This window comes from Sphingosinicella sp. SM1-17 (genome assembly GCF_056821765.1).
This window is the reverse complement of record NZ_JBPDIO010000001.1, coordinates 3,005,577-3,019,805: the sequence shown is the minus strand read 5'-3', so window position 1 is coordinate 3,019,805 and position 14,229 is coordinate 3,005,577. Positions and strand designations below refer to the sequence as shown.

Genomic DNA, 14,229 nt, shown 5'->3' with positions numbered 1-14,229 from the left:
ACTCCGCTTGAGCGACGGTTGCGCATCATCTAGGTTCGCGCTTCGTTCCGTGGGAGTTGATGAATGGATCCGCTCGTTGCGATCGTTGTCGCGATCGGTGCCTTGATCGTCGGGCTGGCGCTTGGCTGGATGGCGGCAGTCCGGCAGGCACAGCCTCTCAGCGCCGAGTGCGAGCGATTGCGCACGCGATGTGGCGAGGCGGAAAGGGCCCACGCCGCGGCCGAGGAGCGATCCAAAGCGGCCGAGCAGCTCCGGACCGCCTTGGCGGAAGCGTTAGGCGAGCGAGATCAGGCGCTTCGGCAGCTGGCTGAGCGGCAGGCAGACGCCCGCAATTTCGAAGCTCGGATGAAGGAGCTGGTGGAAGCCAAGGAGGCGCTCACCGCCCAGTTCCATGAGGTCGGTGCCAAGCTGTTGAGCGAGGCGCAGAAGCAGTTTCTCGAGCGCGCCGATGCTCGGTTCAACCAGGCAAGTGAGAAGAGCGAGCAGCAGTTGAAGGCTTTGTTGCAGCCGGTCGAAGCGACTCTGAAGCGCTACGAGGACGAGCTGAAGCAGGTCGAGAAGGAGCGGGTCGGCAGCTACGAGTCGCTTCGCGAGGCGGTGAAGCTGCTTCATGCCGGGCATACCCAGGTCCGGGACGAGACGGCGCGTCTGGTCAACGCCCTCCGCGCCAGCCCCAAGGCGCGTGGCCGCTGGGGCGAGCAGTCTCTTCGCAACGTTCTCGAGCAGGCTGGGCTTTCGGCCCACGCCGACTTTCGATCGGAAGTATCGGTCGACACGGCGGATGGGCGTCTGCGTCCGGACGTGGTCGTGCGTCTGCCCGGTGGTCGGAAGCTGATCATCGACGCCAAATGCTCGTTGAATGCCTATCTCGACGCGAGCGAGGAGGTGGACGAAGCGGCTCGCTTGGCACATCTGAAGGCCCATGCTGCGGCCATTCGCAACCATGCCCAGCAACTCGGTTCGAAAAATTATTGGGAGCAGTTCGGCGACTCGGCCGATTATGTGATCCTCTACATTCCCGGCGAGCACTTCCTCACTGCCGCCCTGGAGCAGGATGATCGACTTTGGGAATGGTCGTTCGAGCGGCGCGTCCTTCTTGCGACACCCACCAATCTTGTTGCCATCGCCCGAACGGTTGCGAGCGTGTGGCGGCAGGAGCGGCTGGCCGAGGAGGCGGCCGAGATCGCGAGGCTCGGCAAGGAGCTTCACTCGCGGCTTGCGACCATGGGAGGACATGTCGCACGGCTTGGACGCAATCTCGAACTCGCGACGGGGTCCTACAACGCCTTTGTCGGAAGCCTTGAAAGTCAGGTCATGACCCAGGCCAAGAGATTCGAAGCTCTGGACGTTTCGAGCGGCGCCAAGGAGATCGAACCCATGCCGATGATCGAATCTTCGCCGCGGCCGCTAACGAAGCTGGTCGGGGACGCCGCGGGATCCGCCTGATCGGTGGGCGGTGCTCAGACGTCCCAGTCCGGCCGCCGGGCGCCGCCGCAGCCGCGTACCGTCGAGTTCTCGGCGATCACCATCACCTGATGTTCGTAACCATGGCCGCTCATCGAATCGTTGCACCGGCTGTAGGTGATGTCGACCGTCAATCGTTCGGTCTGGTAGCGGCGACCGTTGAAGCCTGGCCGTGATTCGGGTCGCGGAACGCTGATCCGAGTTTCGCCATAGTCGCCAAGATAGTCGATCCGGCCCTGGCCGATGGCCAGGGTCCAGCCCGGCTCCTGCCCGAGCGCACGGTAGCTTTCGGCCTGGGGGTGCGGGGTCGTAACGGCCGGATAAGCGCAGGCGGCTGCAAAGGCGCCCATCACATAAGCGGGCCAGCGGGGCATGGTGACTCGAACGCGTTTCATGAGGCGCATCAGCGCTTCAGCGATTTGGTGGTTCCAATTCGATCGGCTGCGCAACGAAGCTCTCCTGGCGTGTCGTCGTGGTAGGCCACTAAGGACGCAATCTGCGCCCAAACCTTGGGGCGACCTCGTCGACGTCAATCCACAGGGGATCGCTGGCGGAGCACCTCATAGGCGATCACGGCTGTGGCGACCGCGGCGTTGAGGCTGTCGGCCTTGCCAAGCATCGGAATCTTCACGCGCAGGTCGCAAGTCGTCTCATAGTCGGGAGGGAGGCCCTGCGACTCGTTGCCGACGAGAATGAAGGTGGGCGCCTGATATGTTGGAAGCCGATAATCGACGCTTGCCCGAAGCGACGTTCCGACCAGCTGGCCCGTCCCGGAGCGAAGCCAGGAGAGAAAGTCGTGCCAGTCGGCCTGGGCGATCCGCTGCGTGAAAAGGGCGCCCATCGAAGCGCGCACCGCTTCCACCGAGAAGGGATCGGCGCAATCATCGATCAGAATCAGGCCACCGGCACCGACCGCATCGCCAGTTCGAAGAATGGTGCCAAGATTTCCTGGATCGCGGAGAGATTGAGCCACGATCCAGATCGGCCCGGCCGACCGGTCGAGCGCCTGCAGGCTGGTGTCGAAGGCGCGATAAACTCCGATCACGGTCTGCGGATTTTCCTTGCCGGAGATCTTGTGGAGTATGTCTCCGGTTGTCTCCACCGCCTCGCCGCCGCTCGACTCCGTCGCATCGATCAGCGTCGTCAGCAGCGGGTGCCTGGAGTCGCCGCTGAAGAACAGGATTTCCGGCATCCGGCCCGCCTCGCGCGCCTCGGTCAGGATTCGCAGCCCCTCCGCAAGAAAGAGACCCTCGCGGCGCCGGTGCTTCTTCTCTCTCAGGCTGCGCGCCTGCTTGACGAGCGGGTTGGAGAAGGCCGTGATCTGCCGCGCCACCGCCTCATTGATCCTCGTGGAACTTGGCCTCGACGAGTTCGGCAAGCTTCTCGACCGCCTGTTCCGCGCCAAACCCGCTGGCATGGATGGTGATGCTGTCGCCGCAGGCAGCGCCGAGCATCATCAGGCCCATGATCGACGTACCGCAGACTTTGCTGCCGTCCTTCTCAACCTCGATCTGAGCATCCACCTGGGAGGCAAGGGTCACGAACTTGGCGCTGGCTCGTGCATGCAGACCGCGCTTGTTGCGCAACTCGACGGTTCGGCTCACCACGTCAGGCCGCCGCCTCTCCAAGGATTTCCGAGGCCACCGAGATATATTTGCGGCCGGCCTCGCGCGCCGCGGCGACCGCGGCCTTGACCTCCATGGTCTTGCGCGCGCCCTCGAGCCGGATCAGCATCGGCAGGTTGACGCCGGCAATGACCTCGATCCGCTCCGTCTTCATCAGCGAGATCGCGAGATTGGACGGAGTCCCCCCGAACAGGTCGGTCAGGACGATTACGCCGCTGCCGTCGTCGACCTTGGCAATGGCCCTGGCGATATCGTCCCGCCTGGCCTCCATGTCATCGTCCGGCCCGATACAGATCGGCTCGATCCGCTCCTGCGGGCCGACCACATGCTCCATGGCGACGACGAATTCGGCCGCGAGTCGGCCATGTGTCACCAGCACCAAACCAATCATCTATTCACCTTGAAAAGTCGTCCGCCCCTGTCGCTGACGAAACTGATGCCCCTGCGGATCGCTCGATGCCGTCCCGCGGCGGCGTGGCGAGGTCGCGATGCTCTATCGTGGGCGAAAATCCCGCTTCACGCAACCGTGCAGCGACGCGTTCGGCGACGTGAACCGACCGGTGTCTTCCCCCGGTACAGCCGAAGGCGATGGACACATAGGATTTTCCCTCTGCCCGGTATCGCGGGAGGAGGGCGATCAGCAGATCCTCAATCCGGGCAACCGCCTCATCATAGGCCACGTCTGCAGCAATATAGTCGCAGACTCCTCGGTCGAGACCGGTGAGAGCGCGAAGGTCCTTCTCCCAATGAGGGTTGCGAAGGAAGCGCATGTCGAAGACGAGATCCGCATTCCGGGGAAGTCCTCTGGCGAAGCCGAAGGACATGACCGTAAGGGTAGGGGCGTCATGGGAGTCGCCGCCGAAGCGGCTGCGGATCTGCTGGCGAAGCAGATTCGAATCGGTGTCGGTCGTGTCGATGACATGATCCGACCACCGCTTGAGCGGGATCATCATCTCGCGCTCTTCGGCAATCCCGTCGGTTGCGGGCCGGTCCGGCGCTAGCGGATGACGCCGCCGCGTTTCGGAATAGCGCCGAAGCAGTTCCTGGCTGTCGCACTCAAGATAGAGTGTTTCCACGCTATAATCGTGGTCGCGCCCCAACTGCTTGATCTGCCTGACGATCTTTTCGGCGTCGAAGCCGCGCGTGCGGCTGTCGAGGCCAATCGCAAGGGATCGCTCCTGCTCCATTCCAGCCGAGGGCGGAGTCGAGAGAAGCCGGTTGAGCAGCGACAGCGGGAGGTTGTCGACGCTTTCCCAGCCCAGATCCTCCAGGGTCTTGAGCACGGTCGACTTTCCGGCACCGGATAGGCCAGTGACGAGCAGTATCCGCTTCGGCGTGGAGATTCGGGCCACTAGGTGGGAAGTCCGTAGAGTTTCAGGGCCGCCTCTACCTTGAGGGGGGCAGTCGGCTCAAGCGCGCTGAGTCCCACGACGGGAACGGAGATGCCGGCAAATATCCGCTTCTCCCGGCCGTTCGGAAGGCGCTCGGGCTCCAAATCAAGATCGACGTAGAGGGCGACCGGGACGTCGCTGTCGGCGGGAAGTTCGACAATGCCGACGCCGCGGAGCTCGATCTTTCCTGCGATCGTGGGCGGGGAGGAAGCGAGCAACTGGTCTCCGGATCGGCGGACGAGCGTATAATCGTCGCTGACGAGATGGGCGCCTCGATCGATCAGGCGAAGGGCAAGGTCCGACTTCCCACGTCCGGAGCGCCCGCCGATCAGAACGGCTCGACCGGCGATGGCCACGCAACTGGTATGAACGGTTTCCGATGACAGCGGCGGTGTGTTCATCACTGGACTCCTGGGAAACGGATGACGAAACGAGCGCCCGATCGCCCGTCATGCCTGTCTTCGACTTCGATCCTGCCGCCATGGCCACTGACGATCGCCTGGGCGATCGAGAGGCCCAATCCGGAATGGCGGCCGAAATCTTCGTCCGATCTGACGCTGTGGAATCGGTTGAAGATGGCCTTTCGCGATTCCTTCGGAACTCCTGGTCCTTCATCCTCCACGCTCACCATCACCTCGCCACCGGCCTGTGTCGCCCGGATTTCGACAAGGCCGCCCGGCGGCGAAAAAGAGACGGCATTGTCGACGATATTGTCGATGAGGCGCGCGAGGCGGGACTCATCGCCCATGATGACGGCCGTTCCTGCCCTTGGCCGGGCGAAGGCGATCTGCACCGCAACTTCGTTCCGCCCTTCCCAGGTGGCGATCATGGATTCGATGAGTTTGCCGAGATCGACTGGCTCGAAGCGAGCCCGCGAAAGTTCGGCGTCGAGCCTGGAGGTCTCGGCGATGTCCACGACCAGGCGATCCAGTCTGGCAACATCGTCGCGGACGACATCGAGCAGCTGACGGCGGAGTTCGGGGTCGTTCACCCGCTCAAGCGTGTCCACGGCGGAACGGAGCGAGGCCAGCGGATTCTTGAGCTCGTGGGTCACGTCGGCAGCGAAGGCTTCGGTTGCGTCGATCCGCTGCCGAAGACTCTGGGTCATGTCGTGCAGGGCCCTGGCGAGCAGGCCGATCTCGTCGCGACGGGCAGGGAGTACCGGGACGTCCACTTCGCGGGCTCGCCCGAGTCGAACCCGGTGTGCTGCCAACGCCAGCTTGCGCAGAGGATTGGCGATGGTCCGCGCAAGAAAGCGCGACAGCAGGACCGACAGAATGATCGTCGCCACCAGGATCAGTGCCAGTGTGAACCGCTCAGCGCGAACAACGCGCCTGATTTCCCGGGCATTGACCGTCAGCAGCAGGACCCCATTCTCGGCACCCGGGATCGGCGCTGCGGCGGAAATGTAGGGCGTACCTTCCGGGGCTCGCCGCAGCTCGGTAGCGACCTGGCCGCTGGCAAGCGCTCGCTGGGCCTCCGGCCATGCCCGCAAATCGTCGATGGCGGGCGGAACGAAGCGAGGGGCGCTCGGAGCGCCGACGAGGGCGTCGAAGCCGTTGTCGAGCGCCCGCGCGATGCCGCGATACCAGGGCTCCTGAGCGGGATCGCGAAGCTCATAGGTTGGGCCTGCCCCTTCCCAGCTATCCGCGCGCTTGCTTCCATTGCGCCCATAAACGCGAAGCCGAGCCGCAGAATCGCGGCCGAGTTGGATCAGCAGCGACTGGCGTTCGTCGAGCGGGGCCACGGCCAGCGCATGAGCCACCATGACCGCCTCCGAACCAGACTGCGTCACTTCGTCCTCGGTGAGCCGGGTTCTGAATCCGTCGAGATAGAACAGGCTGCCGGCGAAGATGGCGACGGCGAAGATGTTCACGGCCAGGATCCGCTGCCGGATCGACAGCCGCCTCGACCAGCTTAGGCTGAGGTCGCCTTCCTCATTCCTCAGCAAAGCGGTATCCGACACCGTAGAGGGTCTCGATCGCCTTGAAGCTGTCGTCGACCGCCCGGAACTTGCGACGCATTCGCTTGATATGACTGTCGATGGTTCGGTCGTCGACATAGATGTCGTCCTGATAGGCGATGTCCATCAACTGGTTTCGCGACTTCACCACTCCAGGCCGCTGTGCGAGCGCCTCCAGGATCATGAACTCCGTGACGGTCAGAGTGACGTCTCTGCCGTTCCAGCTTACACGATGCCGAGCAGGATCCATGGTCAGCCGGCCGCGAACGATCTCGGCCGCCTCGGCCTCGGACTCTTCCTCGGGCGGACGCGCCCGCATCTCCGTGCGGCGAAGTACTGCCCGGATGCGCGCCATGACCAGCCGCTGCGAGAACGGCTTGGTGATGTAATCGTCGGCCCCCATGGCGAGACCGAGCGCCTCGTCCAGTTCCTCATCTTTCGAAGTGAGGAAGATCACCGGAAAGTCGCTCTTTTCGCGCAGTCGGCGAAGCAACTCCATGCCGTCCATCCGCGGCATCTTGATATCGAGCAACGCGAGGTCGGGAGGGTTCTCCGCCAATGCCTTCAGCGCTGTTTCGCCGTCCGTATAGAGTCGGGTGGCGAAGCCTTCGGACTGCAGAGCCACGGACAGCGAGGTGAGGATGTTCCGGTCATCGTCCACCAGCGCGATATTGGTCGTCATTTGCGACGTTTCCCTTCCCCCGCGCGGGTTTAGCCAAGGCTGACGAGCGGCGCCACCCTTTGACGTGGAACCGACTGTCCGATATGCGCGCTTGACAAGCAGCGGCGCCTGCAAAGCGGGCGACGAGACGAACTCAATCTAGGGGAAATCAGGTGGCCAACAGAGTTCCGGCGTTCGATCTGCACCTCCAGGGCATCGATACGCATGCCAACATCCACTGGAATCTCGGTACGCCCGCTCTGGTCGAGAAAGCGGTTTGCCGCGGCGAGGGTGTCCTCGCCAAGGACGGTCCGCTGGTCGTCGAGACCGGCAAGCATACCGGGCGCTCGGCCAAGGACAAGTTCATCGTCCGCGACTCCGAGACTGAGAGCACGATCTGGTGGGACAACAACAAGTCGATGAGCCCGGATCATTTCGCTGCGCTGAAGGCCGATTTCATGGCCGCGCTGGCGCAAAAGGACACGCTCTTCGTCGCCGACCTGTACGGCGGGTCCCAGCCTGAATATCGCGTGCGCGTCCGGGTCATCAACGAATTGGCCTGGCACAATCTCTTCATTCGCACCTTGCTGGTCCGCCCTGAAGCGGACGAACTGGCGGGGTTTGAACCCGAATTCACCATCATCGACCTGCCGAGCTTCCGGGCCGATCCGGCTCGCCATGGTACACGCAGCGAAACCGTGATCGCCGTCAACCTGACCGAGCGGATGATCCTTATCGGCGGCACCGCTTATGCCGGCGAGATGAAGAAGTCGGTTTTCGGCGTGCTGAACTACATCCTTCCCACCCAGGGTGTGATGCCGATGCACTGCTCGGCCAATATCGGTTCCCGAGGCGACACGGCCGTATTCTTCGGATTGTCGGGCACCGGCAAGACGACCTTGTCCGCCGACGCCAGCCGGACCCTGATCGGAGACGACGAGCATGGCTGGTCGGACACCGCCGTGTTCAACTTCGAAGGGGGCTGCTATGCCAAGATGATCCGGCTTTCGCCCGAGGCGGAGCCGGAAATCTACGCCACAACCAAGCGTTTCGGAACGGTGCTCGAGAATGTCGTCATCGATCCCGATACTCGCGAACTGGACCTGGACGATTCCAGCAAGGCGGAGAATACGCGCGGAGCCTATCCGATCAACTTCATCCCCAATGCGTCCGCCGAAAATATGGGACCGGTGCCCAGGAACGTGATTTTCCTGACCGCCGACGCCTTCGGTGTGCTTCCGCCAATCGCGCGGCTGACCCCGGAACAGGCAATGTATCACTTCCTTTCGGGTTACACGGCGAAAGTGGCTGGCACAGAAATTGGCGTGACCGAGCCTGAAGCCACTTTCTCGACCTGCTTCGGCGCCCCTTTCATGCCGCGCCATCCGAGCGTTTACGGCAACCTCCTCAAGGAACGGATCGCCAAGGGCGGAGTCGATTGCTGGCTGGTCAACACTGGCTGGACAGGCGGCAAATATGGTGTGGGCAGTCGGATGCCGATCAAGGCCACACGGGCATTGCTCAATGCGGCACTCGATGGATCGCTCAAGACCGTGCAGTTCCGCCGTGATCCCTGGTTCGGGTTCGAAGTGCCGGTGACGGTGCCGGGAGTCGATCCGGCAATCCTCAATCCGCGCGACACCTGGGCGGACAAGGCCGATTATGACTCGACCGCTGCCAAGCTGGTGAAACTGTTCGAGGATAATTTCGCGCGCTTCGCCGATCATGTCGATCAGGCGGTGCTGGCTGCTGCTCCCAATGCGAGCGTGACGACCCAACAAGCGAGGGCACCGATGACCAGCGTGGCCTGACCCTCTCAACCACCGCAGCCTTTTTCAAGGAGCGCGCCGGCGAGGTCGGCGCGCTCCTTTTCTATTGGGGAGAAGACAATGAGCGATACTTCACCACGGCTCTTCGTCGACGACGAGGAGGTTCGGCGCATAGGCAAGGCCATGATTGATCGGGGCCTGCCTCGCGAGGAATGGACCCACGAAGCCCATCTTGCCACCTGCGCCTGGATCATTCTCGAGCAGCCGGAAATCGTTCCCGAGCTCCACCTGCCGGACCTGATCCGGCAGTACAACGAGAGCGTTGGCGGAGTGAACAGCGACACCGACGGCTATCACGAAACGATCACTCAGGTGTATATTCGCGCGGTTCGGAGTGCGCTCGGGCGCAGCGAGGGCAGGGGGCTCGTCGAGCGAGTGAACGCCCTGCTCCTGGCGCCGGAGGGAAGTCGCGACTGGCCGTTGCGCTTCTACAGCCGTGAGCTTCTCTTCTCCAAGCAGGCGCGGCTGAATTGGGTCGAGCCGGATCTCGCGCCGCTTGAATGAGCAGCCGCCATCGGCCTCTGCGATGGCGATACTGTCCCGGCTTGGTACCGCTGACGCGAGAAGCGGCCCCGGCCGCTCCCTCCTAGCGACTCAGGCTCGCCTGAGCGGAATTGCCAGTGGCACTGTTGAGCGCCTGCCGAACCGGTGCATCGCGACCATAGATGTCCGCATAGGTGACGATGTTGCCGTCGTTCGTCGCCGCCGCGGTGAAGTAAGCGATGTAGACCGGGATCGGCTCGGCCAAGGCCGCGTGGGAAGTATCCCCCGTTGCGATGGCCCGATCAATCGCTTCGCGATCCCACCGGCCCGTGGGTTCGAGCAGCCGGGCGGCGAAGTCGCGAACATGCTGCGTTCGGATGCAGCCATGGCTGAAGGCGCGAACTGGACGGGCGAACAGCGCCTGGGCAGGCGTGTCGTGAAGGTAAATGGCATGATCGTTCGGCATCTCGATCTTCAGCCTGCCCAAAGCGTTGCTGGGTCCCGGAGGCTGACGAACGATCAAGGAACCGCCTTCGGTTCGGCGCACCTGATAACCGGAGAAGCGCCCGCCCATCTCGCGGATGATGCTTTGCGGAACGGTCCACCAGGGATTGAAAGTCACGGCGGTAATCGTCGCATTGAGCTGCGGCGTCGGTGTCCGGCGGGCTCCGACCACGGCACGATGGCGGGCGACGACCTGTCCATCCTGAACGAGCGCCGCAGTGAATGCGGGGACATTGACGATGACGTGGCGCGAGCCCAGCTCGCGCGGCATCCAGCGCCAGCGCTCCATGTTGGCGCGAATCAGATTGCGGCGAGCGAGATCATCCTCGGGGGTGCGAGCGAGCGCTGCCTTGAGCCCGACATATTGCGGATGAGTCGGAAGCAGGCCGTCGAGAATCGCCGCGACCCCGCCTTGCATTGCCTGCGCAAGCAAGATCTGTTGGCTATTTCCGTCAATGGCTGTGTCCGTCATGTGCCAGTCGACCCGGCCCCGGCCGCGAACATATCCGCCGCTGAGGTCGGTCGTCAGGCGAAGGAACGTCTGGCTGGCTGCTTCGCTCAGAGCGGCCGGATCGCCACCTTCGATCGCGGCTCGGAGCTGATCCGGCCCGTAAGCGGCCGGATCAAGGCCTTCCTTGCCGATCTCTTCCACGTAGCGCAGCAGTTCGCGAGCGGCGCTGGCTCGCCACACGGCACTGGGTTGCTGAACCGGCACCTGATATTCGAGCTGCGGCTGCGACTGGGCGAAGGCGCTCTGGATGGCGCCCGGCATGGTCGGTGACGCCAACAGGATGGCAAGCGCGGATATCTTGAAGAGCCTCATCATGCGGACCTTTTAGGCAAGCCGAACCGTACATGCCAGCGGCCATCGAAGCCGCTGGCCGGCGGGGCAACTGCTTAATACCGCAAGAGGATTCCATTTTCCCGCGAAAATTGGGCTCGCCGGCGCGAGTCGCGCCGGCGAGCCCGTTTTGCGGGCCAGATTGCGGTCAGGTGTTGGCGGGGGTTCGGTTGACCCAGCCAAAATAGGCGCCGACCAGCGCCAGCAGTGCGTGCAGCCACACGTCGTTCTGATAGAGGGGTACGAGGCCGAACATCGTGTCGAGGCCCGGAATCAGCCCGGCCACCGTCAGCACCGCATAGATGATCGCGACGGCCCGAAAATAGGTCACGGCGCCGCCGAGCGAGCGACAGGCGGCGAGCCCCCAGATCCCGAACAGGATGTGCACCACGTTGTGGAGCGCGTTGATTGGAAAAAGGCCGAGCAGCAGGCCGCCCGGCGGAGTCACCTGCGGGTGATCGGGATGAAGTGGCTGGACCAGGCCGGGAATGAAGCCGGCAATGCCGATGGCGAGGAATACAATGCCGAAGATCATCGCAAAGGTTCGAGTGTTCATGCTTCTCTCCCTAATCTCGCTTGTTTGTACGCCACTCGTCGAGATTCCGACTCCTAACGCAGGGCGACAGGGGAGGATGCAATTTACTTCAGGAGCAAGCGCCAGACGATCGTCTCAGGATGAAAATGCTTCGAAATTGCTCTCCCTCACTGGACCTTCCTAGGAAGCGCCCTCGTCCAGAATTCGGTCCTGTTCGCTCACTGCCTCGGCTTCGGTATAGCCGCTTCGCCTCGCGGCGGTGGCGGTGGCGGCAACGTCCATGCTGACATTGCCGATCGTGCGCATGATGTCCGGCAGCACCTCGACGGCGATCAGGAGCGCTAGCGGCTCGATCGGCACGCCCATCGCGAGGCAGATCGGAGCGATCGAGGTGATGAAGGTTGCCTGGCCGGGAATTCCGGCAGCGCCCATCGTGGTGGTTGCGGCGGCGGCGACCCCGACGGCCAGCTGAAGCGGAGTCAGCTCGATCCCGAGCCAGTAGGCGATGTAGATGGCCACGGCGAGATTCATCGCCGGTCCGGTCGCTCGGAATACTGCTACGGCCATCGGCAGCGCGACCCCTGCTGCGGCGACCGGGACGTCGAGCTTGGCGGCGGCGCGGAGCATCGCCGGAAGGCTGGCGAGCGACGATTGCGTGCTGAACGCCACGGCCTGGCTCGGAGCGATTGCCCGAGTGAAGCGACCGAGCGGGATCCGCGCGCCGAACAGGGCAAGGGGCCAGGCGGCAAGCCAGATCACCGTTCCGACCGCCGTGACGATGACGACATAGTGAACGAGGGCACCGAGCGCTCCGCTGCCGGCGCGCGCGCCCACGACATAGCCCAGCGCGAAAATTCCGATCGGAGCGATCCAGAGCACCCAGTTGATGACGATCAGCATGGCGTCGGCCAGTGCTTGGAAGAAACCGACCAGCCGCTCTCTCGGCTCCGCTGGAAGCCGGGTAACGGCGAACGCGAAGACCAGCGTGAACAGGATCAGCGGAAGGATCGCGTCCTCGGCCGCCGCCGCGATCGGATTGGAGGGTACGATCGAACTGAGAAAATCCGCGAAGCTGGGAGCCTCGCCGATCGGACCGGTTGAGGTGAGCGCCGCCCTCAGCGCGTCTGTCGCTGCTTGAGGAAGTGGGAAAAGGTTCAGGAACAAGGGCGTCAGCACGGCCGCCGTCAGCGAGGATATCCACAGAAGAACGACGAACAGGACAAGAGCGCGAGTCGCCAGTCTGCCAGCTCGGGCGGCTTCGGCAGACGCCGCAATGCCCGTCACAAGCAATGAGACGACAAGCGGGACGATCGTCATTCGGAGGGCATTGAGCCAGATGCCGCCGATCGGTTCGGCGACTGCTATAACCTGCTCCACCCAAGGTCCGCCAACGGCAATACTGCCGATTCCGCCGGCGAGCCCCAGCAGCAGCGCCAAGAGGATGCGGGTGGGTTGCGACATTCCGGTTCCTTAACGTTCGGTCGCGTTTGGGAAAAGCGCCTCGCTGGCCTCTCGCAACTCGCGCTTTGCTTGTGTGGGCGCTATCAGGCACGAAACTTTCCAGAAAGCCAGAGGGCAAAAGGGCATATGAGTCGTCGATTCTTCGGCACGGACGGGATCCGGGGCCGTACCAACCAAGCGCCGATGACCGCGGAGATGGCGTTGAGGATCGGTCAGGCCGCCGGTGCCCATTTCCTGCGCGGCGACCATCGCCACCGGGTCGTGATCGGCAAGGACACACGCTTGTCCGGCTATATGATGGAGACGGCGCTGATTGCCGGATTCACGAGCGTCGGCATGGATGTGGTGATGGTCGGACCGGTGCCGACCCCCGCCGTTGCGCTGCTGACTCACTCGATGCGCGCCGATCTCGGGGTGATGATCTCGGCAAGCCACAACAAGTTCATCGACAATGGCATCAAGCTGTTCGGTCCGGACGGCTACAAGCTGTCCGACGAGGACGAAGCCGCGATCGAGGCGCGGCTGGAGCAGGAGCCGGATCTCGTCCCCCCAGAATCGATCGGCCGCTCGAAGAAGATCGAGGACGCGCGCGGACGCTACATCCATGCCGCAAAGCTGACCTTCCCAAAGCATCTTCGGCTCGATGGCTTGAAGGTGGTGATCGATTGCGCACACGGCGCGGCTTACCAAGTCGCACCCTCTGCGCTTTGGGAGCTCGGCGCCGAAGTGGTGGCGATCGGAGTGTCGCCCGACGGCACCAACATAAACGAGGAATGCGGGTCCACCGACACGGCCCTGCTTCGGCGAACGGTGGTGGAGACGGGTGCCCATATCGGCCTGGCTCTGGATGGCGATGCCGACCGACTGATCGTCGTCGACGAGAAGGGCGATACGGTTGACGGCGACCAGCTCATGGCCCTCATCGCCTCTTCATGGAATCAACGCGGGCAGCTGAGGGGGGGCGGCATCGTCGCGACCGTGATGTCCAATCTCGGTCTCGAGCGCTACCTGGAGGAGCAGGGCCTTGAACTGAAGCGAACTCAGGTCGGAGACCGGTACGTCTTGGAGACGATGCGTGCTGAAGGTTACAATGTCGGCGGTGAGCAATCCGGTCATATCATCCTGACGGACTATGCCACCACTGGCGATGGCCTTGTCGCCGGACTTCAAGTTCTTGCCTGCCTGGTCGACAGTGGCCGTCCGGCGAGCGAAGTGCTCAGCCTCTTCGAGCCCTTGCCGCAATTGCTCAAGAATGTCCGCTTCGACGGAGGCGCTCCGCTTCTGGACCCCAGCGTCAAGGCGGCCATCGCCGATGGCGAAGCCCGGCTTAGCGGCCGAGGCCGGCTTCTCATTCGCAAGTCGGGGACCGAGCCGGTCATTCGGGTCATGGCCGAAGGCGAGGATGAAGGTCTGGTCGCCGAAGTCGTCGACACGATTTGCGAGGCCGTGAAGGCCGCCTGAATCGTCCCCTG

15 protein-coding genes are annotated in these 14,229 nt (G+C 63.4%); 4 read left to right on the top strand and 11 right to left on the bottom strand.

The genetic code is table 11. The annotated features are described in order from the left end of the window. Positions 1-63: 63 nt before the first annotated feature. A complete protein-coding gene (locus tag ACRYLT_RS15150) occupies positions 64-1,446 on the top strand; it encodes a DNA recombination protein RmuC (RefSeq protein WP_482664914.1) in 1,383 nt (460 codons plus the stop codon). Between the two features lie 14 nt (positions 1,447-1,460). On the opposite strand, the gene ACRYLT_RS15145 is transcribed toward ACRYLT_RS15150, so the two are convergent. From ACRYLT_RS15145 to ACRYLT_RS15110, 8 genes are all read right to left on the bottom strand, one after another. Further along, positions 1,461-1,868: a hypothetical protein gene (locus ACRYLT_RS15145; protein WP_482664913.1), complete on the bottom strand. Its 408-nt coding sequence runs from the start codon at positions 1,866-1,868 to the stop codon at positions 1,461-1,463. Positions 1,869-1,993: 125 nt separating this feature from the next. Further along, positions 1,994-2,797 carry a TrmH family RNA methyltransferase gene (locus tag ACRYLT_RS15140; RefSeq protein ID WP_482664912.1) on the bottom strand — a complete coding sequence of 268 codons (804 nt, stop codon included), beginning with the start codon at positions 2,795-2,797 and terminating at the stop codon, positions 1,994-1,996. A 4-nt stretch (positions 2,798-2,801) separates the two neighbouring features. Beyond that, positions 2,802-3,071, bottom strand: coding sequence for an HPr family phosphocarrier protein (locus tag ACRYLT_RS15135; protein WP_482664911.1), 270 nt, complete (start codon positions 3,069-3,071; stop codon positions 2,802-2,804). 1 nt (position 3,072) lies between these two features. Beyond that, positions 3,073-3,480, bottom strand: a complete 408-nt coding sequence (locus ACRYLT_RS15130; protein ID WP_482664910.1) for a PTS sugar transporter subunit IIA — start codon at positions 3,478-3,480, stop codon at positions 3,073-3,075. A gap of 4 nt (positions 3,481-3,484) precedes the next feature. Beyond that, entirely contained in the window at positions 3,485-4,432 is a 948-nt protein-coding gene (rapZ, locus tag ACRYLT_RS15125; protein ID WP_482665462.1) for an RNase adapter RapZ, read from the bottom strand. Positions 4,433-4,440: 8 nt separating this feature from the next. Further along, entirely contained in the window at positions 4,441-4,881 is a 441-nt protein-coding gene (locus ACRYLT_RS15120) for an HPr kinase/phosphorylase (protein ID WP_482664909.1), read from the bottom strand. Next, a complete protein-coding gene (locus ACRYLT_RS15115; protein ID WP_482664908.1) occupies positions 4,881-6,431 on the bottom strand; it encodes a sensor histidine kinase in 1,551 nt (516 codons plus the stop codon). Before ACRYLT_RS15115 ends, ACRYLT_RS15120 begins: the two co-directional genes overlap by 1 nt. Next, a complete protein-coding gene (locus ACRYLT_RS15110; protein ID WP_482664907.1) occupies positions 6,418-7,125 on the bottom strand; it encodes a response regulator transcription factor in 708 nt (235 codons plus the stop codon). Before ACRYLT_RS15110 ends, ACRYLT_RS15115 begins: the two co-directional genes overlap by 14 nt. Before the next feature lie 152 nt (positions 7,126-7,277). Here ACRYLT_RS15110 and ACRYLT_RS15105 point away from each other — a divergent pair, with 152 nt between their 5' ends. Together ACRYLT_RS15105 and ACRYLT_RS15100 are read left to right on the top strand one after the other, a co-directional pair. Next, the gene (locus tag ACRYLT_RS15105; RefSeq protein ID WP_482664906.1) at positions 7,278-8,915 is read left to right on the top strand and encodes a phosphoenolpyruvate carboxykinase; all 1,638 of its coding nucleotides are present in this window, start codon (positions 7,278-7,280) and stop codon (positions 8,913-8,915) included. 78 nt (positions 8,916-8,993) lie between these two features. Beyond that, positions 8,994-9,437 carry a hypothetical protein gene (locus tag ACRYLT_RS15100; RefSeq protein WP_482664905.1) on the top strand — a complete coding sequence of 148 codons (444 nt, stop codon included), beginning with the start codon at positions 8,994-8,996 and terminating at the stop codon, positions 9,435-9,437. 82 nt (positions 9,438-9,519) lie between these two features. Here ACRYLT_RS15100 and ACRYLT_RS15095 read toward each other — a convergent pair whose 3' ends face one another. The 3 genes from ACRYLT_RS15095 to ACRYLT_RS15085 all read right to left on the bottom strand — a co-directional run bounded on the left by ACRYLT_RS15095 (position 9,520) and on the right by ACRYLT_RS15085 (position 12,757). Then, a complete protein-coding gene (locus tag ACRYLT_RS15095; protein WP_482664904.1) occupies positions 9,520-10,746 on the bottom strand; it encodes a L,D-transpeptidase family protein in 1,227 nt (408 codons plus the stop codon). Between the two features lie 163 nt (positions 10,747-10,909). Further along, positions 10,910-11,317: a DUF4383 domain-containing protein gene (locus ACRYLT_RS15090; protein WP_482664903.1), complete on the bottom strand. Its 408-nt coding sequence runs from the start codon at positions 11,315-11,317 to the stop codon at positions 10,910-10,912. Positions 11,318-11,476: 159 nt separating this feature from the next. Further along, positions 11,477-12,757: a dicarboxylate/amino acid:cation symporter gene (locus tag ACRYLT_RS15085; RefSeq protein ID WP_482664902.1), complete on the bottom strand. Its 1,281-nt coding sequence runs from the start codon at positions 12,755-12,757 to the stop codon at positions 11,477-11,479. 126 nt (positions 12,758-12,883) lie between these two features. On the opposite strand from ACRYLT_RS15085, the gene glmM reads away from it, so the two are divergent. After that, complete coding sequence (gene glmM, locus ACRYLT_RS15080) at positions 12,884-14,218, top strand: phosphoglucosamine mutase (protein WP_482664901.1); 1,335 nt, start codon at positions 12,884-12,886, stop codon at positions 14,216-14,218. The last annotated feature ends 11 nt before the right edge of the window (positions 14,219-14,229 follow it).

Bases quoted from the DNA above. Each gene is read 5' to 3' on its own strand.
- ACRYLT_RS15150 (WP_482664914.1), top strand. From the start codon at position 64: ATGGATCCGCTCGTTGCGATCGTTGTCGCGATCGGTGCCTTGATCGTC.
- ACRYLT_RS15145 (WP_482664913.1), bottom strand. From the start codon at position 1,868: ATGCGCCTCATGAAACGCGTTCGAGTCACCATGCCCCGCTGGCCCGCT.
- ACRYLT_RS15130 (WP_482664910.1), bottom strand. From the start codon at position 3,480: ATGATTGGTTTGGTGCTGGTGACACATGGCCGACTCGCGGCCGAATTC.
- ACRYLT_RS15120 (WP_482664909.1), bottom strand. From the start codon at position 4,881: ATGAACACACCGCCGCTGTCATCGGAAACCGTTCATACCAGTTGCGTG.
- ACRYLT_RS15110 (WP_482664907.1), bottom strand. From the start codon at position 7,125: ATGACGACCAATATCGCGCTGGTGGACGATGACCGGAACATCCTCACC.
- ACRYLT_RS15100 (WP_482664905.1), top strand. From the start codon at position 8,994: ATGAGCGATACTTCACCACGGCTCTTCGTCGACGACGAGGAGGTTCGG.
- ACRYLT_RS15095 (WP_482664904.1), bottom strand. From the start codon at position 10,746: ATGATGAGGCTCTTCAAGATATCCGCGCTTGCCATCCTGTTGGCGTCA.
- ACRYLT_RS15090 (WP_482664903.1), bottom strand. From the start codon at position 11,317: ATGAACACTCGAACCTTTGCGATGATCTTCGGCATTGTATTCCTCGCC.
- ACRYLT_RS15085 (WP_482664902.1), bottom strand. From the start codon at position 12,757: ATGTCGCAACCCACCCGCATCCTCTTGGCGCTGCTGCTGGGGCTCGCC.
- glmM (WP_482664901.1), top strand. From the start codon at position 12,884: ATGAGTCGTCGATTCTTCGGCACGGACGGGATCCGGGGCCGTACCAAC.